The 20947-nt window shown below is 65.4% G+C and carries 24 protein-coding genes and 1 tRNA gene; 1 reads left to right on the top strand and 24 read right to left on the bottom strand.

Features of this window, described 5'->3' with window-relative positions:
- Positions 1–19 precede the first annotated feature (19 nt).
- From nuoI to thiE, 17 genes are all read right to left on the bottom strand, one after another.
- Complete coding sequence (gene nuoI / locus AC3WJI_RS16295) at positions 20–505, bottom strand: NADH-quinone oxidoreductase subunit NuoI (protein ID WP_492758333.1); 486 nt, start codon at positions 503–505, stop codon at positions 20–22.
- A complete protein-coding gene (locus tag AC3WJI_RS16290; protein ID WP_492758332.1) occupies positions 502–1047 on the bottom strand; it encodes a hypothetical protein in 546 nt (181 codons plus the stop codon). Before AC3WJI_RS16290 ends, nuoI begins: the two co-directional genes overlap by 4 nt.
- Positions 1044–2099, bottom strand: coding sequence for an NADH-quinone oxidoreductase subunit NuoH (gene nuoH / locus AC3WJI_RS16285; RefSeq protein ID WP_492758331.1), 1056 nt, complete (start codon positions 2097–2099; stop codon positions 1044–1046). The genes AC3WJI_RS16290 and nuoH overlap by 4 nt, the downstream gene beginning before the upstream one ends.
- Positions 2096–4111 (bottom strand): NADH-quinone oxidoreductase subunit NuoG, encoded by a 2016-nt coding sequence (gene nuoG / locus AC3WJI_RS16280; protein WP_492758330.1) that lies wholly within the window; start codon positions 4109–4111, stop codon positions 2096–2098. Before nuoG ends, nuoH begins: the two co-directional genes overlap by 4 nt.
- The gene (nuoF, locus tag AC3WJI_RS16275) at positions 4111–5415 is read right to left on the bottom strand and encodes an NADH-quinone oxidoreductase subunit NuoF (protein WP_492758329.1); all 1305 of its coding nucleotides are present in this window, start codon (positions 5413–5415) and stop codon (positions 4111–4113) included. Before nuoF ends, nuoG begins: the two co-directional genes overlap by 1 nt.
- Positions 5416–5589 carry a hypothetical protein gene (locus AC3WJI_RS16270; protein ID WP_492758328.1) on the bottom strand — a complete coding sequence of 58 codons (174 nt, stop codon included), beginning with the start codon at positions 5587–5589 and terminating at the stop codon, positions 5416–5418.
- On the bottom strand, positions 5586–6257 hold the full coding sequence (locus AC3WJI_RS16265) for a complex I 24 kDa subunit family protein (protein ID WP_492758327.1): 672 nt from the start codon (positions 6255–6257) through the stop codon (positions 5586–5588). The genes AC3WJI_RS16270 and AC3WJI_RS16265 overlap by 4 nt, the downstream gene beginning before the upstream one ends.
- On the bottom strand, positions 6257–7477 hold the full coding sequence (locus AC3WJI_RS16260; protein ID WP_492758349.1) for an NADH-quinone oxidoreductase subunit D: 1221 nt from the start codon (positions 7475–7477) through the stop codon (positions 6257–6259). Before AC3WJI_RS16260 ends, AC3WJI_RS16265 begins: the two co-directional genes overlap by 1 nt.
- Positions 7478–7494: 17 nt before the next feature.
- Entirely contained in the window at positions 7495–8400 is a 906-nt protein-coding gene (locus AC3WJI_RS16255; protein ID WP_492758326.1) for an NADH-quinone oxidoreductase subunit C, read from the bottom strand.
- On the bottom strand, positions 8397–8933 hold the full coding sequence (locus tag AC3WJI_RS16250) for a NuoB/complex I 20 kDa subunit family protein (protein WP_306094755.1): 537 nt from the start codon (positions 8931–8933) through the stop codon (positions 8397–8399). Before AC3WJI_RS16250 ends, AC3WJI_RS16255 begins: the two co-directional genes overlap by 4 nt.
- Positions 8924–9313, bottom strand: coding sequence for an NADH-quinone oxidoreductase subunit A (gene ndhC / locus AC3WJI_RS16245; RefSeq protein WP_492758325.1), 390 nt, complete (start codon positions 9311–9313; stop codon positions 8924–8926). Before ndhC ends, AC3WJI_RS16250 begins: the two co-directional genes overlap by 10 nt.
- A 287-nt stretch (positions 9314–9600) precedes the next feature.
- The gene (locus AC3WJI_RS16240; protein WP_492758324.1) at positions 9601–10422 is read right to left on the bottom strand and encodes an inositol monophosphatase family protein; all 822 of its coding nucleotides are present in this window, start codon (positions 10420–10422) and stop codon (positions 9601–9603) included.
- 129 nt (positions 10423–10551) lie between these two features.
- Positions 10552–11115, bottom strand: coding sequence for an elongation factor P (efp, locus tag AC3WJI_RS16235; protein ID WP_492758323.1), 564 nt, complete (start codon positions 11113–11115; stop codon positions 10552–10554).
- A 53-nt stretch (positions 11116–11168) separates the two neighbouring features.
- The gene (locus AC3WJI_RS16230) at positions 11169–11648 is read right to left on the bottom strand and encodes a GFA family protein (RefSeq protein ID WP_492758322.1); all 480 of its coding nucleotides are present in this window, start codon (positions 11646–11648) and stop codon (positions 11169–11171) included.
- Between the two features lie 28 nt (positions 11649–11676).
- Positions 11677–12294, bottom strand: a complete 618-nt coding sequence (locus AC3WJI_RS16225) for a M23 family metallopeptidase (RefSeq protein WP_492758321.1) — start codon at positions 12292–12294, stop codon at positions 11677–11679.
- Between the two features lie 4 nt (positions 12295–12298).
- Positions 12299–13312 (bottom strand): L,D-transpeptidase family protein, encoded by a 1014-nt coding sequence (locus tag AC3WJI_RS16220; RefSeq protein ID WP_492758320.1) that lies wholly within the window; start codon positions 13310–13312, stop codon positions 12299–12301.
- Positions 13313–13387: 75 nt separating this feature from the next.
- Complete coding sequence (gene thiE / locus AC3WJI_RS16215) at positions 13388–14080, bottom strand: thiamine phosphate synthase (protein ID WP_492758319.1); 693 nt, start codon at positions 14078–14080, stop codon at positions 13388–13390.
- On the opposite strand from thiE, the gene AC3WJI_RS16210 reads away from it, so the two are divergent.
- Positions 14079–14828 (top strand): DUF72 domain-containing protein, encoded by a 750-nt coding sequence (locus AC3WJI_RS16210; RefSeq protein ID WP_492758318.1) that lies wholly within the window; start codon positions 14079–14081, stop codon positions 14826–14828. The two genes, thiE and AC3WJI_RS16210, sit on opposite strands and share 2 nt — an antisense overlap.
- A 331-nt stretch (positions 14829–15159) precedes the next feature.
- Here AC3WJI_RS16210 and AC3WJI_RS16205 read toward each other — a convergent pair whose 3' ends face one another.
- The 7 genes from AC3WJI_RS16205 to AC3WJI_RS16175 form a co-directional block, all read right to left on the bottom strand.
- Positions 15160–15828 (bottom strand): O-methyltransferase, encoded by a 669-nt coding sequence (locus AC3WJI_RS16205; protein WP_492758317.1) that lies wholly within the window; start codon positions 15826–15828, stop codon positions 15160–15162.
- Positions 15829–15832: 4 nt separating this feature from the next.
- Positions 15833–16234 carry a putative quinol monooxygenase gene (locus AC3WJI_RS16200; RefSeq protein ID WP_492758316.1) on the bottom strand — a complete coding sequence of 134 codons (402 nt, stop codon included), beginning with the start codon at positions 16232–16234 and terminating at the stop codon, positions 15833–15835.
- Positions 16231–16725: a hypothetical protein gene (locus tag AC3WJI_RS16195; RefSeq protein ID WP_492758315.1), complete on the bottom strand. Its 495-nt coding sequence runs from the start codon at positions 16723–16725 to the stop codon at positions 16231–16233. Before AC3WJI_RS16195 ends, AC3WJI_RS16200 begins: the two co-directional genes overlap by 4 nt.
- 7 nt (positions 16726–16732) lie before the next feature.
- Positions 16733–17647, bottom strand: coding sequence for a class I fructose-bisphosphate aldolase (locus tag AC3WJI_RS16190; protein ID WP_492758314.1), 915 nt, complete (start codon positions 17645–17647; stop codon positions 16733–16735).
- A gap of 137 nt (positions 17648–17784) precedes the next feature.
- Complete coding sequence (locus AC3WJI_RS16185; RefSeq protein ID WP_492758313.1) at positions 17785–18927, bottom strand: slipin family protein; 1143 nt, start codon at positions 18925–18927, stop codon at positions 17785–17787.
- A gap of 528 nt (positions 18928–19455) precedes the next feature.
- Positions 19456–19523, bottom strand: a tRNA-Ile gene (locus AC3WJI_RS16180).
- A gap of 176 nt (positions 19524–19699) precedes the next feature.
- On the bottom strand, positions 19700–20890 hold the full coding sequence (locus tag AC3WJI_RS16175) for a phosphoglycerate kinase (protein ID WP_492758312.1): 1191 nt from the start codon (positions 20888–20890) through the stop codon (positions 19700–19702).
- Positions 20891–20947: the final 57 nt, after the last annotated feature.

Here is a 20947-nt window from a genome sequence, read left to right as displayed (position 1 = left end):
CCTGACGATTGCGGTGCGCTTAACGGTACGGTGCATCGGCGGCAAGGTTCGCGGCGATCGCGCGCTCCCAGCGGTCGCCATTGGCGAGCAATTTGTCCTTGTCGTAGATCAGCTCCTCGCGGGTCTCCGTCGAGAATTCGAAGTTCGGGCCCTCGACGATCGCATCGACCGGGCAGGCTTCCTGGCACAGCCCGCAATAGATGCACTTGGTCATGTCGATGTCGTAGCGCGTCGTGCGGCGGCTGCCGTCCTCGCGTGGCTCGGCCTCGATCGTGATCGCCAGCGCCGGGCACACCGCCTCGCACAATTTGCATGCAATGCAGCGCTCCTCGCCATTGGCATAGCGGCGCAGCGCGTGCTCGCCGCGGAAGCGGGGCGAGATCGGGTTCTTCTCGTACGGATAGTTGATCGTCGCCTTGGGCTTGAAGAAGTATCGCAGCGTCAGCCAGTGCGCCTTGAGGAACTCCCACAGCGTGTAGGAACGGACGAGTTGGGCGATGCTCATCGATTTTTTCCATTCCGCTGCGTCACCGACAGCATCGACTTCTGTTCTACCCAGGAGACTTTGCAGCTCCCGACCAGCATAAACTCTTTCAAGGCCGCATCCGGCCGCTCCCCGCGAACGTAGCGACCGCCACGCAGCGTCACGGCGATCTGGGTCGGGCTCGTTACAAACGCGCGTTTGTCGGCAGTTTTGTATATCGTGAAACCACCACGCCCGTTCTTCGCAATCAGTTCGATCGGCCCGTCAGCGTACCATTCGGTGATCTGACTGCCGGTCATCTCGATCGGTTGGTCGTCAAAAATCCCGACATCGTCGCGGGCAATTTTGATGAAGGTCGGCTCTCGCCCACCAAAGGTTGCGCCCTGCGCTCTGACGTAGTTGCCACCATATTGCGACAGAACCAGCGTGTAAGTTTTGCTGAAGTCCAGGTTGCGCAGGTCGCAAACCACGTCGTAGCTTGGGCGCGACCGTTGCACCGGCTGAATCGGTTGAAGCGTGATTGGCGCCTCTTGCGCCAGTGCCAGCAGCATCAATCCGATCATGCCGGCAGCCCCACCCGCTGCACCATCAGCCAGCCGCTGACCGCGAACACGAAGATCAGCGACAGCGGCAGGAAGATCTTCCAGCCCAGCCGCATCAGCTGGTCGTAGCGATAGCGCGGGACCGTCGCCTTCACCCAGCTGAACACGAAGAAGAAGAACAGGATCTTGGCGAACAGCCAGAGTATGCCCGGCACCCAATAGAGCGGTGCCCAGTCGACCGGGGGCAGGTAGCCGCCCCAGAACAGAGTCGCGTTGAGCGTGCACATCAGCAGCACGTTGGCATACTCGCCGAGCCAGTAGAGCGCGAAGCTCATCGACGAATATTCGGTCTGGTAGCCGGCGACGAGCTCGGACTCGGCCTCGGTCAGGTCGAACGGCGCGCGCTGGGTCTCGGCGAGTGAGGAGATGAAGAACACCACCGCCATCGGGAACAGCAGCGGATTGAACCCGAAGCCGTTGAGGAAGCCGAGGACATGGCCCTGCTGCTGCTGAACGATGCCCGACAGGTTGAACGTCCCCGCCCACAGCACCAGCGAGATCAGCACGAAGCCGATCGACACTTCGTAGCTCACCATCTGCGCCGCAGCACGGATCGCCGAGTAGAATGGGTATTTGGAGTTGGACGACCAGCCCGCGAGGATGATCCCGTACACGCCGAGCGACGATGCCGCGAGGATGTAGAGCAGGCCGACATTGATGTTCGACAGCACCACGCCGAGCTGGAACGGCACCACCGCCCACACGATCAGCGCGACCGTGAAGGTGATGATCGGCGCGATCAGGAACAAGGTCTTGTTCGCGCTCGACGGGATGATGGTTTCTTGCAGGAAGACTTTGAGGCCGTCAGCGAAGCTCTGCAGCAGCCCTAGCGGGCCAACGACGTTGGGGCCGCGGCGCAGCGCCATCGCCGCCCAGATCTTGCGGTCGGCATAGATGATCATCGCCACTGCGAGCATCAGCGGCAGCGCGATCACGAGGATCCCGATGATCGTTGAGACGAACCAGGCCCAGCCGAACGGCAGGCCGACAGTGTTCTGGAAGAAGGCGGTCATTCCGCGGCCTCCGCGAAGTCTTCGCCATGGAGCAGTTCGGCCGAGCAGCGCTGCATCGTCGGCGAGGCGCGGCAGATTGCGTTGGTTAGGTAGAAGTCGGCGACCGGATAGGTCACCGAACCCGACGCCGCGGCGGCAAGCGAAGGCGCCTTCCATTCAAAGGTGACGAGTCCCTCCTCACCCAATGCCGGCACTTCGGAAGCCATCGCCGCGCGCAGTTCCTCGAAGCTGTCGAACGACAGGGTGCGGCCGAGCCGATCCGAGAGCGCGCGCAGGATCGACCAGTCCTCGCGCGCGTCGCCCGGCGCAAACACCGCGCGGTCGGCGCGCTGGACCCGCCCTTCGAGGTTCACATAGGTGCCAGGCTTCTCGGCATAGGTCGCGGCGGGCAGGATCACATCGGCATGATGCGCGCCCTTGTCGCCGTGATGGCCGATGAACACCTTGAAGCTACCGTCGAACTTGGCGAAGTCGACTTCGTCGGCGCCGAGGAAGAAGGTCAGCTTGGGCGCCGCTGCGACGACGTCGGCGATGCCGCCCGCCTGTGCGAAGCCGAGCATCAGCGCGCCCATCCGCGCCGCGGCGGTGTGGATCACGCCGAACCCGTTCCAGGCGCTGCCGTCGTCGAGCGTCCGGATCAGCTTCATCGGCTCGACCAGCGCCAGCGCGCCGCCGAACCCGTCCTTGAGCGCACCGGGGCCGACGACGACGATCGGCCTCTTCGCACCATCGAACGCCTGCACGACCTGATCGGGCAATTTGCCGAGCAGCGACAGATCGTCGCCTAGCCAGTCGAGCTTGTAGGTCAGGTCGACCTCGGGGCCGATCGCGAAGACCTTCGCACCCTTCTTGATCGCCTTGCGCACCCGCGTGTTGATCAGCGGCGCTTCCCAGCGGAGGTTGCTGCCGACCAACAGGATCGCGTCCGCCTCTTCTACACCGGCGATCGTCGGGTTGAACGCCACCGCGCCTAGGCTCGACACGTCATAGGCCATGCCGGTCTGGCGGCTCTCGATCAGCTCCGAGCCGAGACCCTTGAGCAGCGCCTTTGCCGCATACATCGTCTCGCAGTCGAGCAGGTCGCCGGCGATCGCCGCGACGCTGGAGCCCGCATCCACCGCGGCAATCGCGTCGAACGCGTCGTCCCAGCTCGCCTCGACCAGCTTGCCGTCACGCCGCACGAACGGGCGGTCCAGCCGCCGGCGAACCAGCCCGTCGACATGATAGCGGGTCTTGTCGTGCGCCCACTCCTCATTGACGTCCTCGTTGATCCGCGGAAGCACGCGCATCACCTGGCGGCCGCGGCTGTCGGCGCGGATGTTGGTGCCGACCGCATCCATCACGTCGATCGACAGGTTCCGCTTCAATTCCCAAGGGCGATATTCGAACGCCACCGGCTTGTGGGTGAGCGCGCCGACCGGGCAGAGATCGACCGTGTTGCCCGAAAGCTCGCTCTTGAACGCCTTTTCGAGATAGGTCGTGATCTGCATGTTCTCGCCGCGATAGATCGCGCCGATTTCGTCCACCCCGGCGACTTCCTCGCCGAAGCGGATGCAGCGGGTGCACTGGATGCAGCGGGTCATGATCGTCTTGATGATCGGACCCATATATTTCTCGGTCACCGCGCGCTTGTGCTCAGTGTAGCGGCTATGGCCCTTGCCATAGGCGACCGACTGGTCCTGCAGGTCGCATTCGCCGCCCTGGTCGCAGATCGGGCAGTCGAGCGGATGGTTGATCAGCAGGAACTCCATCACGCCTTCGCGTGCGGCCTTGACCATCGGGCTGTCGGTGCGGATTTCCTGATTGTCGGCAGCCGGCAGCGCGCAGCTCGCCTGCGGCTTGGGCGGTCCCGGCTTCACCTCGACCAAACACATGCGGCAATTGCCGGCGATACTCAGCCGTTCGTGATAGCAGAAGCGCGGAATCTCCTTGCCTGCCGCCTCGCAAGCCTGAAGCACCGTGGCGCCCTGCGGCACTTCGACTTCGATACCGTCTACTTTGAGCTTGGGCATTATTCGGCAGCCTCTTGCATCGGCGCGACGCCGGTGCCGTTGCGTTCGTTGATCCGCCGCTCGATCTCGGGGCGGAAGTGGCGGATCAGGCCTTGGATCGGCCACGCCGCGGCATCGCCGAGCGCGCAGATCGTGTGACCCTCGACCTGCTTGGTGACCTGCTGGAGCGTGTCGATCTCGCTGATATCGGCGTCGCCGGTGCGCAGCCGCTCCATCACCCGCCACATCCAGCCGGTGCCCTCGCGGCACGGGGTGCACTGGCCGCAGCTCTCATGCTTGTAGAAATAGCTGAGCCGGCTGATCGCGCGGACGATGTCGGTCGACTTGTCCATCACGATGACCGCCGCGGTGCCGAGGCCCGAGCCGAGGGCACGGAGTCCGTCGAAATCCATCGGGCAGTCCATGATCTGCGCCGCGGGGACCAGCGGCACCGACGAGCCGCCCGGGATCACTGCGAGCAGATTGTCCCAGCCGCCGCGGATACCGCCGCAATGCTTGTCGATCAGCTCGCGGAACGGGATGCTCATCGCCTCCTCGACCACCACGGGCTTGTTCACATGGCCGCTGATCTGGAAGAGCTTGGTGCCCTTGTTGTTCTCGTTGCCGAAGCTGGCGAACCACTCAGGCCCGCGCCGCAGGATCGTCGGCACGACGGCGATCGATTCGACGTTGTTGACCGTGGTCGGGCAGCCATAAAGGCCTGCGCCCGCCGGGAACGGCGGCTTGAGGCGCGGCTGGCCCTTCTTGCCCTCGAGGCTCTCGAGCATCGCGGTCTCTTCACCGCAAATATAGGCGCCGGCGCCGCGATGGACGAAGACGTCGAAGTCATAGCCCGAGCCTGCAGCGTTCTTGCCGAGCATGCCCTTGTCATAGGCTTCGGCGACCGCCGCGAAGAGTGTCTCCGCCTCGCGGATATATTCGCCGCGAATGTAGATATAGGCAGCACGCGCGCGCATCGCGAAACCGGCGATCAGCGCGCCTTCGATCAGCTTGTGCGGATCGTGACGGATGATCTCGCGGTCCTTGCAGCTGCCCGGCTCGGACTCGTCGGCGTTGATCACCAGGAAATTGGGCCGGTCGGGCCGCGGCTCCTTCGGCATGAACGACCATTTGGTGCCGGTCGGGAATCCCGCGCCGCCGCGCCCGCGCAGGCCCGAGGCCTTGATACGGTCGATGATCGTGTCTTGGCCGAGCGCCATCAGCGCCTTGGTATCGTCCCAATCGCCGCGCTGGATCGCAGCCGGCAGGTTCCACGGCTGGAAGCCGTAGACGTTGGTGAAGATACGGTCCTTGTCCTGAAGCATTTAGCGCCCCTGCCCCACGAGCTTCTGGATCACGATGTACGCAACCACCGCGAGCCCGACGAGGATGATGATTCCCAGCAATTTAAAGGCGATCTTGAGCACCCAGCCGCCGACGACGATCGCGCCGATGACCGCGAGCACCACGAACAGGACATTCTTGGTGTCCTGACTCATGCCCACTCCCCGCGGTAATCGTGATTCTCGGTGACCATCGCAGTGAGGTTGGTGGTGCCGCCCGCGGCCTCGACGGTGTGCCGACCCGGCTCCTGCGTGCCGGTCTTGGGGCTCTCGCCCTTGGCCAGCGCGTCGAGGATCGCGATCGTACGATCGAAGTCCAGGTCTTCGTAGTTATCGTCGTTGATCTGGACCATCGGCGCCGAGGCGCAACTGCCCAGGCACTCGACCTCGGTCAGCGTGAACATGCCGTCCGCGGTGGTCTGCCCCTTGTGCATGCCCCGGCTCTTGCAGGCCGCGAGTACGTCGTCCGACCCGCGCAGCATGCACGGCGTCGTCCCGCAGACTTGGACATGGTAGCGGCCGACCGGCACGAGGTTGAACATCGTGTAAAAGGTCGCGACCTCGAACACGCGGATATAGGGCAGCCCAAGCTCGCGCGCGACGAACTCGATCACCGGCACCGGCAGCCAGCCTTGGGTGTTGGTCTCGGCCCCGACCTGACGCTGGGCGAGGTCGAGATAGGGAATGGTGCACGACATCTGCCGGCCCGCCGGATAGCGGCCCAGGATCTCGCGCGCCTTCTCGGCATTCTCGGTGGACCAAGCGAACGCGCACCAGCGCGCGCGGGTCTCGGCCTCGTCGTGAAGTTGGGGTGCGTCAGCCATTAGCGGTCACATTCACCAAAAACGATATCCATTGCGCCCAAGACCGCGGTGATGTCGGCGAGCATGTGGCCCTTCGACATGAAGTCCATCGCCTGGAGGTGGCTGAACGCGGTCGGGCGGACCTTGCAGCGGTACGGCTTGTTGGTGCCGTCGCTCACCAGATAGACGCCGAACTCGCCCTTGGGGCTCTCCGTTGCGACATACACCTCGCCCGCGGGCACGTGATAGCCCTCGGTGAACAGCTTGAAGTGATGGATCAGCGCTTCCATCGACTGCTTCATCTCGCCGCGCTTGGGCGGCGCGACCTTGCGGTCGGTAGTGAGCACCGGGCCTTCGGGCATCTCGCGGATGCACTGCTTCATGATCCGCGCCGACTGGCGGACCTCTTCGACGCGCACCATGAACCGGTCGTAGCAATCGCCGCGCGTGCCGACGGGGACGTCGAACTCCATGCGGTCATAGACGTCATAGGGCTGCGAGCGGCGGATGTCCCAGGGGATGCCCGCGGCGCGGATCATCGGACCCGAGAAGCCCCAGGCGATCGCGTCCTCGCGGCTCACCACCGCGATGTCGACGTTGCGCTGCTTGAAGATGCGGTTCTCGGCGACGAGGCTGATTGCATCCTCGAATAGCCGCGGCAGGCGGGTGTCGAGCCAATCGGCGATGTCGGTGAGCAGCTTGAGCGGCGCGTCCTGCCGCACGCCACCGACACGGAAATAATTCGCGTGCATGCGCGCGCCCGACGCCCGCTCGTAGAAATTCATGCAGTCTTCGCGCAGCTCGAACAGCCACAGGTTCGGCGTCATCGCGCCGACGTCCATGACGTGCGAACCGAGGTTGAGCATGTGGTTCTTGATGCGCGTCAGCTCGGCGAAGAACACGCGGAGATATTGCGCGCGCAGCGGCACCTCGAGATCTAGCAGCTTCTCGACCGCGAGCACATAGCTGTGCTCCATCGCCATCGGCGAGCAATAGTCGAAGCGGTCGAAATAGGGCAGCGCCTGGGTATAGGTCTTGTACTCGATCAGCTTCTCGGTGCCGCGATGAAGCAGCCCGACATGCGGATCGATCCGCTCGATGATCTCGCCGTCCAGCTCGGTGACGAGGCGCAGCACGCCGTGCGCCGCCGGATGCTGCGGACCGAAATTGATCGTGTAATTGGCGATGGCGACGTCGCCGGTGGCGGGGTCCTTGAGACCCTCGCCCTCGCGTTCCATCATCGTTTCGACAGTATCGCTCATTGGTTCTGCCCCTCACCCTTGGTGGGGACCACATCCGGGTCCTTGGGCTTGTCCTCGGGCGCGTTGCCGGGCGAAGCCTCGCCCGCACCGGTCGAGCCGGTGCCGTCGTCGGTCTTGGCGCGCTTGGCCTGCGGCTCCGCGGGTTTCGCCGCAGGAGCATCGGCCTTGGCGATCTCGTCGGCGCTCAGCGGCGTCGGCGCACCCTTGGCCTCAGGAACCTTGGGCGCAGCCGGTGCAGGTGCCGGCGCGGGCTTGGCAGCGGGCGTATCCGCCGGGCCGGGCCCGGGTGCCGCCTTCTCGTCGCCGGGCAGCACATAGGCTGCGCCTTCCCAAGGACTCATGAAGTCGAAGTTGCGGAAGTCCTGCGCCAGATTGACTGGCTCATAGACGACGCGCTTGGCTTCCTCGGAGTAGCGCAGTTCGACATAGCCGGTCTGCGGAAAGTCCTTCCGGAGCGGATGCCCCTGGAAGCCATAATCGGTGAGGATGCGGCGCAGGTCGGTATTGCCGTCGAACAGCACGCCGTACATGTCGTAGACTTCGCGCTCGAGCCAGCCGGCCACCGGCCAGATCCCCGTCACCGACGGGACCGGCGCTTCCTCGTCGGTAGTCACACGGACACGGATGCGATGGTTTCGCGTGAACGACAGCAGCTGATAGACCACGTCGAAGCGCTCGGCGCGCGCCGGATAGTCGGCACCCGCGATCTCGCTCAATTGCTGATATTCGAGCCCCGGCGTATCACGGAGCGCAAGCATCGCCTCGACCAGCGAGGCGCGCGCGACGGTGAGCGAGACCTCGCCCACGGCATCCTTGCTCTCGACCAGCATCGAACCGAGCGCAGCCTGCGCCGCCTCGATCACGCCATCATTGGGCGCATATTTGGGTGCGGGCGCCCTCACCGTTCGAGCGTCCCGATCCGGCGAATCTTACGCTGGAGCTGCATCACGCCGTAGAGCAGGGCCTCGGCGGTCGGCGGGCAGCCGGGGACATAGATGTCCACCGGCACGATCCGGTCGCAGCCGCGCACGACGCTGTAGCTATAGTGATAATAGCCGCCGCCATTGGCGCAGCTGCCCATCGAGATGACGTATTTGGGCTCGGACATCTGATCATAGACGCGGCGCAGCGCCGGGGCCATCTTGTTGCAGAGCGTGCCCGCGACGATCATCACGTCCGACTGACGCGGAGAGGCGCGCGGCGCGGCGCCGAAGCGCTCCATGTCGTAGCGCGGCATGTTGACGTGGATCATCTCGACCGCGCAGCAGGCCAGACCGAAGGTCATCCACCACAGCGAACCCGTGCGGGCCCATTGGAACAGCTCCTCGGTCGAAGTGACGAGGAACCCCTTGTCGCCGATCTCGGCATTGATGTCGTCGAGGAACGCCACATTGGGGAGCGTCCCGGCCGGCGGGGGGCTGAGTTCTACTCCCACTCCAACGCACCTTTCTTCCACGCATAAACAAGCCCGAGCGCAAGCTCGGCAATGAAGATCATCATCGAAATCCAGGCGGTCCAGCTGGCGGCAGCGGTGCCCATTTTGAACACCGAGACCGCCCAGGGGTACAGGAACGCCGCTTCGAGATCGAAGACGATGAACAGGATCGCGACGAGGTAGAAGCGCACGTCGAACTGGCTGCGCGAATCCTCGAAGGCGGGGAAGCCGCACTCATATTCAGTGAGCTTCTCCGGCGTCGGCTGATGCGTGCCGGTGAGGCGGCCGACCAGCATCGGCAGGAACACGAAGGTGCCCGAGAGCAGCAACGCCACGCCGAGGAACAGCAGGATCGGCAGATATTCGATTGGGTCGACCAAAATGCCTTCTCGCGGATGCGGAAACTTGGGGGGCTTCTAGGACTGTGAACCGGGTGCGGCAAGGGGTGGAACCTGTGAGAATCACTCGCAATAAGTTGGAGTTAGCGCGTAACAGTGCGAGCGTTTTCAATGGGCTGCGCGCCGCGCATGCCTCCACCGTCACCCCGGCCTTGCGCCCGGGTCCACCCATCCGAGCGGGACGCGCTCGAAATCGTCAGGGAATCGCCAAGCTCCAGGCGAACCCCGGCAAGAGGTCGGGGCGATGACCCTGGCTTGCTCGCGCCAACTCACTTGTTCCGAAGCGAATTCGCGACCAGCTTTTGCAGCTTGTTATGCAGCGCGTCGTTCGCCGCGAGGAACTGGTTGCGCTCGCGCGGCATGTCCTGGCCGCGGAAATCGGTGACATAGCCGCCGGCTTCCTTGACCAGCAGCATCCCCGCCGCGACGTCCCAAGGCTGAAGGTGCGATTCCCAATAACCGTCGAACCGCCCCGCCGCGACCCAGGCGAGGTCGAGCGCAGCGGCGCCCATCCGGCGAATCCCGGCGACTTCGGGCGCCACCGCGCCGAAGATGCGGCTCCACTCGACGAAATCGCCATGGCCGAGGAACGGGATGCCCGTCGCGATCAGCGAGTCGGCTAGGTCGCGCCGCGCCGAAACGCGCAGGCGCTGGTCCTGCAGCCAGGCGCCCCGGCCCTTCTCGGCCCAGAAGCTCTCGTCGGTGATCGGCTGGTAGATATAGCCGTGGGTAATCTCGGGCTTGCCCTGTGCGCCCATCGGATCCTCGACCGCGATCGACATGCAGAAATGCGGGATGCCGTGGAGGAAGTTGCTAGTGCCGTCGAGCGGATCGATGATCCAGCGCGGCTTGTTCGGATCGCCGGCGATCTCGCCGCGCTCCTCCACGAGGAATCCCCAATCGGGCCGCGCCTTCTGAAGCTCCTCGATCAGCGTGTCTTCAGCGCGCTTGTCGGCGACCGACACAAAGTCGGCGGGCCCCTTGCGGCTCACCTGGAGGTGTTGGACCTCGTTGAAGTCGCGCCGCAGCCGCGGCCCGGCCTTGCGGACGGCGCGCTCGATGACGGTGATGATGCCGGAATGACTGACCACTATACTTCTCTTCTCCCCTCCCGCTTGCGGGAGGGGTCGGGGGAGGGCCTAAACGTTTCAAGGGGACGGAAGCAGGCCTGACTCCCCTCCCCCAGCCCCTCCCGCAAGCGGGAGGGAGGCGAAGAAGGTTCAATCCGCGCGGCGGACGTAGGTCTGCTCGTAGACGTCGACGACGATCCGGGTGCCAGCGGCGATGTGCGGCGGGACCATCACGCGGACCCCATTCTCGAGCAAAGCGGGCTTGTACGAGGACGAAGCCGTCTGGCCCTTCACCACCGCATCGGCCTCGACGATCGTCGCCTCGATCGTGTCGGGCAGCTGCACGCTGATCGGATCCTCGTCGTAGAGTTCCATCACCACGTCCATGCCGTCCTGCAGGAAGGCAGCGGCATCGCCGAGCAAGTCGCGCGGGAGCGTGGTCTGATCATAGGTGTCCTTGTCCATGAACACCAGATTGTCGCCCTCGGCGAATAGGAACTGGAAGTCCTTGGTGTCGAGGCGGACGCGCTCGACCGTCTCCGCCGAGCGGAAGCGGACATTGTTCTTGCGGCCGTCGCGCAGATTCTTGAGCTCGACCTGCATGTACGCCCCGCCCTTGCCGGGCTGGGTGTGCTGAATCTTGACGGCGCGCCAGATGCCGCCTTCATATTCGATGATATTGCCGGGACGGATGTCCACGCCGCTGATCTTCATGGATCGAGACCTGTGAGCTGAGAAAGAGCGAAGGCCGCGCCTTTAGCGATGCATCACGCTTCCGGCAAGCGCGCCGCCAGCGCCGCGTCGATTCGGCCCTGCGCTTCCTCGTCCCACAACGGCGGATCCTCGGGAGTCGGCAGGCCGGGAAAGCTTCGACTTCCCTCGGGGACCGTCACCAGCGGGTGCCGCGACACGGTGAAGAAATGTGCGTCGGGCATCACCCGCTCGTCGAGCGTGCCGCCGCGGACGAAGCGGATTGCGTCGCCGAAATCGGGATGCGTTCCCCATAGTCCGACTCCGCAGCGCGGGCAGCGTGCAGTGCGCGTCGGCGGCTGGCTGCCGAGTTGCATTTCGAGGACCTCCGGCTCGCCATCGGTCAGCATCTCGATACGGTCGGCCTCGATCATCGCGTTGATCGCCAAGGCGGAGCCGCTCTCGCGCTGGCACACCCGGCAATGGCAGCCGTTGACGAAGATCGGCGCCGAGGTCATCCGAAACCGGATATATCGGCAATTGCAGCCGCCCTGCATGCGCTTCTTCCCTTGCCCGAAACGCAGATTAAGGGGCGCCCCGCCTGCCCGCAAGCAAAGGATAGGGATTGATCGGCTGGCCTTGCCACCAGCTTTCGCTAGGTTGCATGTGCGACATGCCGAAGTGGAGATGGAAGTTGCCGGCACCGGCATTACCGGTATCCCCGACGAAGCCGAGCAGATCCCCCGTCTTGACTTGCATGCCCTCGACGATCCCCGGCGCATAGCGCTGGAGGTGCGCGTAATAATAGCTCCATTGCCGGTCTGGTGAGCGGACATAGAGCGTGATCCCGCCGCCGCCTTCGCTGTAGAACAGCTTCTCGACCGTGCCGGGCGCCGCGGCGAGGATCGGGGTGCCGCCGGCGGCCATGATGTCGGTCGCCTGGTGCGTTCGCGCGCCGTTCGCGCGCGATTGGCCCCAAGTGTCTACGATCTGCGACCGTTGCACGCCCTGTACGGGGACGAGGAGCAGCGGGTGCGTCCAGTTGCCCGCGGGGGCCGGCGGCGCGGCGCCTGCCTGCGCGGCAGGCTGCGGCTGTGTGGCAGGAGCTGCGGGCTCGCCGGGGACGATCCGGATCATCGATGCCAGTCCGGCCAGCGCCAGAAGCAGGACGATCCCCACGCCTATCGCCAGCCGCTTCAGCACGGACTCACTCCTGGAACACGGCCTTGGCGCCGGGCTTGATCATCAGCGCCAGCCGTGCGGCATCCCAATTGGTCAGGCGGATGCAGCCATGGCTCTGGGTGCGCCCGATCGTCTGCGGTTCGGGCGTGCCGTGGATGCCGTAATGCTCCTTCGACAGATCGAGCCATACCACGCCGACCGGGCCGTTGGGTCCCGGCGGCAGCATCGCCTTCTCGTCGTCCTTCTTGGCATCCCAGAACAGGTCGGGATTATAGTGGAACTTGGGATTGGTATCGACGACGTTGATCTTCCACGTCCCGATCGGCAGCGGATCGTGCTGGCTACCCATGGTCGCGCTGAACTGGGCGACGAGTTTGTCGTCGGCGTCGAACACCTTGAGCACCTTCTCGGACTTGTCGACCACGACATGGTCGCCCGCGGGCTGCTTGGCGTCCACATTGAGGTCGGTCAGCGTCTGGCGCCAGGTCGGCTTGATCTCGCCCTGATAGTCGCGCGACTGGGCGACGACATTGGGGAAGAAGAAGGCCCGGCCGGGAGCGATCGTCCCGCCGCCGGGATTGAGCTCGACCAGCACTTCGGGCGTGGTGTGGAACATCTCGGCCAGCTTCTCGAGCGGGCGGGTATAGCCGAGCGACGACAGCTTGGCCTGATCGGCGGGATCCTTGGGCATCGGATTGACATACGGCCCCTGCAGCATCGCCGGATCCAGCGTGACGCGCACCGTCGGCCGGCGCGCGCGATATTCGTGCAGCGCGCCAAGGGTCGCGCGGTCGAGCTTGCCGCTGGTCTCGAGCCCGCGGGCCGACTGGAACCCCTTCAGTGCCGCGGTGAGCGACTGACCTTCGCGCCCGTCGACGATTCCCGGCGAGAAGCCGAGCGAATCGAGGATCACCTGGGCGTGCATGATCGTCCAGTCGATCGGCGGCTTGCCCTTGGGCGCCTCCGCTTTGGGAGCGGCCGCGAGCGGGCTGAACGCAATCACTGCGGCCCATGCCGCCACACCAACAATCTTACGCAAACCAGCCACTCCCGACCAACAAGGGTTAGCGCGAGTAACGAACGCGCCCGCCCTTGTTTCCGGGCGGGTCGAGGCTCAGCCCTTGAGCACCGCCTCGAACGCCTTGATCGCGGCGGCTTCGTCGCCGTTCCAGACTGCCCCCGACACGGCGATGAAGTCCGCACCCGCCTCGATCAGCGGGCGCGCATTGTCAGGCGTGATTCCGCCGATCGCTACGCAGGGAATCTCGAACACCGTCGTCCACCAGCTGAGCAGCACGGGCTCGGCATGATGGCGGACCTGCTTGGTGGTCGTCGGATAGAAGCTCCCGAATGCGACATAATCGGCGCCCGCCTCCCCCGCCTCCATCGCGAGGTGGCGGCTGTCATGCACCGTCACGCCGATCTGCGCCGAGGGACCGAGGACCGAGCGCGCCTCGCGCGGGTCGCCATCGTTCTGGCCGAGATGGACGCCATCGGCGCCGACGCGCTTGGCGAGGCTGATGCTGTCGTTGACCAGGAACGCCACGTCGCGATCGGCGCAGATGCGCTGGAGCGGCTCGGCGAGCGCGGCCGCGGCATGCTGGTCGATATCCTTCACGCGGAACTGGAACGCCGCGACCGGTCCGGCATCGAGCGCGCGCGCCAGCCGATCAGGGAAACCACCCGTCACGTCGAGCGGCGACACCAGATAGAGCTGGCACGCCGGCCGCCGCGGATCGCGGACAAATTGATCCGCGAAGCCCTCCAGCGCGTTGTCCGCGTCGAAATCGTCTTCGGGATCGTGCATGGTAAGCTCCGGGTTCGCGGATATCCGCATCGGTTGTTCAGGCTGGATCTACGCCCATTGGCGTGGCCGCTTCTACCCCGAGAAGCTGGCGGTCAAGAACTGGTTCGCCTTCTATGCCGAGCATTTCGACACGGTCGAGATCAACAACAGCTTCTACCGCCTGCCCAAGGCGGAGACCTTCGATACCTGGCGCGCCCAGGCGCCGAAGGGCTTCTGCTATGCGGTGAAGGCCAACCGCTTCCTCACCCAGGCCAAGAAGCTCAAGGATTGCGCGGAGCCGCTGGACAGGATGATGACGCCGTTCCGGCACCTGCAGCCGGCGCTCGGCCCGATTCTCTATCAGTTGCCGCCGCGCTTCCGCGTCAACCTCGAACGGCTGGAAGCCTTCTTGCAACTGGTTCCAAAGGACGTGCTCAACGTCTTCGAATTCCGTGACAAAAGCTGGTACACCGACGAGGTGTTCGCCCTGCTGGGCCGCTACGGTGCCAGCTTCTGCGCGCACGACATGCCCGAGCTGGCGAGCCCCCGGGTCGCGGTGGGACCGGCCGCCTATGTCCGCTTTCACGGCGGCGAGGGCAAATATTGGGGCCGCTATCCGGACGAACGCCTGCTGGGCTGGGCCGATTGGATGCTCGAACAAGCGCGCGGCGGACGGGCGGTCTGGGCCTATTTCAACAACGATATCGATGGCCACGCCATCCAGGACGCGCTGACGCTCAAGGGAATGGTGGGCCAGCTGCGGCGATAGCGCTGCCATTCAAAGTCCGAATGCCGCCGAAGTTACGAAAGTTACCGGCTTGGCGCGCGTTTCGCCGCTTTGCACCTACGATGCGCCACGGAAGCTGCAATCAGGCGACAACGACGCCACACCCGCGCTACACCACGGCGACAGCGACGCGACACCTGCGCCACATCTGCGCCACGGCAATGCGTCACCCGCGCGCCGCTCAGGCGACACCGGCGCTACAGCTGCGCGCCGCCAAATTCGCGAGGGATCGATCCGACGATGACAAAGAGCGGGCCGCGAGTGCGACCGCTCAATGAAGCAGGCCAAATCCTACATTGCAAGAAAGCGGTCTTCAGCCCGTCGCAATCGCCAGCAGGAAACCGTCCCACTGCTTGGCGCCGACGGTCTGGATCGCAGTGGCGTCGAGCCTAGGATTGCTAGCGACGGCGTCGAACAAGGCGCGGGTTCCCTGGATACGCGGGTCCATGCTGTCGGCGTCGATCACCCCGCCGTCGCGCACGACATTGTCGACGATGATCGTGGTGCCGGGTCGCGACAGTGCCAGCGCGGCGTCGACATAGGCGACGTTGCTCTCCTTGTCGGCATCTATGAACACCAGGTCGAACGCCGGCTCGCCCTCCGCGACCATCGCATCAAGCGCGTCGACCGCGGCGCCCGTGCGCACCTCTACTCTATCCGCCAGTCCCGCTGCAGCGATATTGGCGCGTGCGGTCTCGGCGTGATGCGGATCGAGCTCCAGCGTGACCAGCCGCCCCTCGGGCGGGAGCGCGCGCGCCAGCCAGATCGTCGAATAGCCGCCGAGCGTGCCGACTTCGAGGATTCGCCGCGCGCCCGTCATCCGCGCGAGCAGGTTGAGCATCTTTCCCTGCGCCGGCGACACGTCGATCGGCGGCAGCCCGGCGGCGGCGTTGCGCGCGAGCGCGGCGTCGAGCACCGGGTCCGGCGCCAGCAGCCGCTCGACGATATAGGCGTCGACGGCGTGCATCGTGGGCGCGGTCACCGCCTCAGCCGCGCCAGAAGCTCGCACCGGATACCGGCCGCGTCTCGCTGCTGAGCTCGAACCCGGCGATCAGCGGCCGTCCCTTGGCGATCGCGGCCTGCACGGCGGGGAGCTGGAGCGAGGCCTTGTGGCTGGCGGCATCGTCCCAGATCTCGGTGATCCAGATCGCGTCGGCATCCTTGGCGTCCTCCGCGATCAGATAGGCGCGGCATCCCGGCATCGCGCCGGTGCCCCCGCCCAAAATCGCGATCAGCTCGCCGCGCTTGCCCGGCTGCGCCTTGATCTTGCCGATCATCCCGAACGGCTGCGGGTCTTCCATGCGTGTCCCCTTCGCAAATGCCGGTCCGCCGAGCAGCGCGAGCGCGAGCCCCGCCACGACCGGACGCCGTCTTGTTTCGATGTTCATGCCGGTCCCGCCTCTCCGCTCGGCCGGATAGCATCAGCGAGCGCAGCGTGGAATGCCGACGGATCGTCAAAGCGGTGGCCGATCCGCCGAATGGCGCGGCGCCCCGCGCGTGGCGCCCGCAGCTCGACCACGATATTCGGATAGGCGATCAAAGCGAGATTGAGCGCCTCGCGGGTCTTCAGCTCCTCGCCCGGCCAGTGTGTCCGGATCTCGGCGATGTCGCCCAGCGGCACGTCGATCGACTTGAGCCGGCCGGCGCGCAGCCGCACCACCCCGTCACCGATCACCACCGGCAGCCGCCGGAACGAGCGGATCACGCCGATCAGCCAGATCACGCTCGCCAGGCTCACCAGCGACAGCGCCAGTGCGGCGCGCCAGGCCCATAAGGCGACGAGGAAGTGTACGACGACGAGTTCCACGCCTGCGAGCCCGACGAACACCCACATCATCGGCGCGAGGCTGCGATGATAGGGATGCTCGCTCGGGCTCACGCGGTGATCATTCTTCGTTCTTGTAAATGCGCACCAGCTTGTCGAGCATCGCGATCGCGTCCTCGCGCTTGCGCTGGAAGGTGTTGCGGCCGATGATCGAGCCGTTGCCGCCGCCGTCGCGAATGTCGCGCGCGTCCTGATAGACCGCGTCCTCGCCCTTGGCCGCGCCGCCCGAGAAGACGACGATGCGGCGGCCGTTGAAGCAGCTCTTGACGACGTGCTTGACCCGCTCCGACTGTGCCGACCAGTCGGTGCCCTCGTACGCCTTGACCGCGTCCTTCTGCTCGATATGCGCGCTGGGCAGCTTGACCTTGATGATGTGCGCGCCGAGCAGCGCCGCCATGTGCGCGGCATAGGCGCCGACGTCGAGCGCGAGTTCGCCTTCCTTGGAGAGCTTGCCGCCGCGCGGGTACGACCAGATCACCGTCGCGATGCCGACCGACTTGGCCTGCGCCGACAGTTCCTTGATCTCTTCCATCATATCGAACACGTCGTCGGCGCCCGGATAGATGGTGAAGCCGATCGCCGAGCAGCCGAGGCGGAGCGCGTCGTCGACGCCCGAGGTCACCGCCTGGTTGATGCCCGTAGCCCAGCTGTTCGAGCTGTTGACCTTCAGGATCGTGGGGATCTGACCGGCAAAGGTGTCGGCGCCCGCCTCGATCATGCCGAGCGGTGCGGCATAGGCCGAGAGACCGGCGTCGATCGCGATCTGGAAATGGTAGTGCGGGTCGTAGGCGTCGGGATTGATTGCGAAGCTGCGCGCCGGGCCGTGCTCGAAGCCCTGGTCGACCGGCAGGATGACCAGCTTGCCCGTGCCGCCGAGGCGGCCATGCATCAGGATGCGGGCAAGGTTGGCCTTGACCCCGGGATTGTCGGATTCGTAGTTCGCGAGGATGGCGCGGACTGCGGGCGTGATGCTCATGACTTCCCCTTGGATGGTCGCTGTGCATCGGGCTCTAGCCAGCCCTTCGCAACTGCGAAAGCCTGACAACGCCAGACAGAGATCAGCCGGGCGCCGCCCACGCCAAAAGGGGAGCCGGTCTCCCGGCTCCCCTTCCGTCAGTCGCGCGGCTTGAGGCTGACGAGCTGGTCGAGCACCGCCCCCAGCCCTGCCGAACCCGCATGCACGTCGATGCGGCCGATCTTCTCGGTGACGCGCTCGAGCGATTCGAGCTCCTTCAGGCGCAGCAATGTCGGATTGTCCTCCATCAGCTTCGCCGTGTTGAGCAGGCTCCGCGTCGCCGCGGTCTCCTCGCGCCGGCGGATCAGGTTCGCCTGCGCGACCTTTTCCGCCTCCACCACCTTGTTGATCAGTTCGCGCATGTCGCCCGGCAGGATCACGTCCTTGACGCCGAGCTCGGTCACCCGAACCCCGATGTCGCCGAGCTCGCGCCGGACATGCTCGACGATCTGCGTGTCGACCGACACGCGGTCGTTGAGCACTTCGTCGAGCGTCCGCCCGCCCACGGCCTCGCGGACCGCGAACTGGACGAGCTTGTAGACATGCGCCTGATAGTCCGGCGTCGACAAGGCGGCCTTCTCGACGTCGGTCACCTGGACGAATGCCGTGAGGGTGATCCGCAAGGTCACGCGGTCGCGCGTCAGGATCTCCTGCGCGCTGACCTCGAGCGGCACCGGACGGGTGTCCAGCGCCTTCGAGGTCACCTTGCGGCCGACCTGCCAGTAACCGTAGCGGCCCGGACCGAGCGTCTCGACGAGCGCGCCGTCGAAGAACACCAGGCCCGCCTCCGCCTCGCCTACCTGAACGAATGCGAGCGGCACCGGCAGCGTCGGGCCGATCACGTTCGCCTTCTCGAACGCGACGAGCTGGCGCTTGTCCAGCCGCGCGGTTCCGGTGACGTCGAACGTCTCGACCGTCACCTGATCCAGCACCGCCCAAACATGCGCCGCCTGGCCGGGACGCACGATCCACGCCGCACGGCCATCGACCCAGATCACCGCGACCTCGCCCTCACCCGGGCGCACCGTGACGAAATTGCCCTCGGCGAGCTTCGGATGGCGCTTCTCGATGATCTCCGCCCAGGGCGAAGCGAACACGCCCGACGCGACGAAGATCTCGACGCGCTTGCGGTTCAGCCAGTCCCAGAGCCGGTACCGGCCCGGGCCCAGGATATCGATGACGCGGCCATCCTTGATGAGGAGGCCGCGCTGGTTCTCAGCGATCACAACAGTCTTCATCATCGCCGGTCCTCCTCTCTTGCTCACGCGCCGCAGGTCGATTCCCGCGGCGGGATGCGGGCGTTAGATCGGCGAAGTAACGATTGCAATGATTATTTTGCTGCAGTGCAGCATATAACGATATGTTTAAGTGTTGATGCCGCACGAAGCGCACGCACGCAGTTTTCCTGCGTAAGCAGGGGCCTCAGATCGCGAGCGGCGAAGCCTGTAACTCTGAGCTCCTTCTTTCGCAGGAGCACTAGTCTATCGGAGACGAGGAATAGGTCGGCCGACGAAGCATTTCGCCGATGTTCGCGCGGGCCGGCGATTGAGGCAGTGGCTTTGGACATTTGGCACCTGCGCGACGAGCGACGCGAGCGTCGCCCCGGTACGGGTGCCGCGTGTCCATCGCACGCTGCCGGTATCCTCGCCGGCACAAAGCCGAACACCGGTCGCCTTCCGAGGGGCGCATGCGCCCCTCTCCGGCTGAAACGCCCCGCCGGCCTCCCCGATATGGAGTGCCTTGCGAGGGCACTGGCTTCACAGGCCAGCTTGGAGCGGGAATCGAACCCGCGACACGTAGATTATCAGTCTACTGCTCTACCCGACTGAGCTATCCAGTGGTGACGGAATTGAACCGTCGGCTTGGACCTTAACCAAGTGGCAACCATGCCAGGTCCGCCCGGCCATGGAACACGGATCCGGCACGCCGGCCGCGCCCGGGGGGTCTCACGAGCCCCGCCGATATGGCAAAACGGACGGCGGCCATACGATAGATAGCGCAACGAGTCCAGAATTATTGCTGCAGTGCAGCAACGCCCGGCAGTTCCTTGCCTTCCATCCATTCCAGGAAAGCGCCGCCTGCGGTCGATACGAAGCTAAAGTTGTCAGCGACGCCGGCCTGGTTGAGCGCGGCGACGGTGTCCCCGCCCCCGGCGACGGAGACCAGGGACCCTTCCTTGGTCAGCGCCGCCGCGATCTTGGCGAGCGCGACGGTCGCGGCGTCGAACGGCGCGGTCTCGAACGCGCCGAGCGGGCCGTTCCACACCAAAGTCCGGCAATTTTTGAGCACGTCGGCGAGCGCCTCGGTCGCGGCAGGGCCGATGTCGAGGATCATCTCGTCCTCGGCGACTTCGTGGACATTGACCGTGCGCACTGGCGGATTGGCGCGGAATTCCTTCGCCACCACCACGTCGTACGGCAGGTGCACGGTGCAATTGGCCTTGTCGGCGGCGTCGAGGATCTCCTCGGCGGTGCCGGTCAGGTCGTGCTCGCACAGCGACTTGCCGACATGCACCCCGCGCGCGGCGAGGAAGGTATTGGCCATGCCGCCGCCGATGATCAAATGATCGACCTTGGCGACGAGATGGCGGAGCACGTCGAGCTTGGACGAGACCTTGGCGCCGCCGACCACCGCCGCAACCGGATGCTCGGGATTGCCGAGCGCCTTGTCGAGCGCGTCGAGCTCGGCCTCCATCTGGCGGCCGGCAAAGGCGGGAAGCTTGTGTGCGAGCCCCTCGGTCGACGCATGCGCGCGGTGCGCGGCGGAGAAGGCATCGTTGACGTAGAGGTCGCCGAGCGCGGCGAGCCGCTCGATCGTCTCGGTCGCGTTCTTTTCCTCGCCTGCGTCGAAGCGCGTGTTTTCGAGGATGCCGACATCGCCTTCCGCCATCGTCGCGATGACGCCCTCGGCGTCCTGGTCGTCGATGAAGCGCACCGGGCGGCCGAGCACCCCCTCGAACGGCTTGGTGACGAGCGCGAGGCTCATGCTCGGATCACGCTGGCCCTTGGGGCGCCCGAAATGCGCGAGGACGATCACCTTCGCGCCCTTGTCGGCGAGTTCGGCGACGGTCGACACCGCGGCGCGCAGCCTCGTATCGTCGGTCACGGCACCGTCGGCCATCGGCACGTTGAGGTCCTCGCGGACGAGGACCCTTTTGCCGGCGATGTCGCCGATATCGTCGAGCGTCTTGAAGTTGCGCGGCATATCTTCGCACCTTTGCTCCCCTCCCGCTTGCGGGAGGGGTCGAGGGAGGGTGTGTCG

The sequence above is a fragment of the Sphingomonas sp. FW306-1B-B10E genome, from assembly GCF_058782005.1.
Note: the sequence above shows the minus strand (reverse complement) of the source record. Positions and strands in the feature narration are given on the sequence as shown.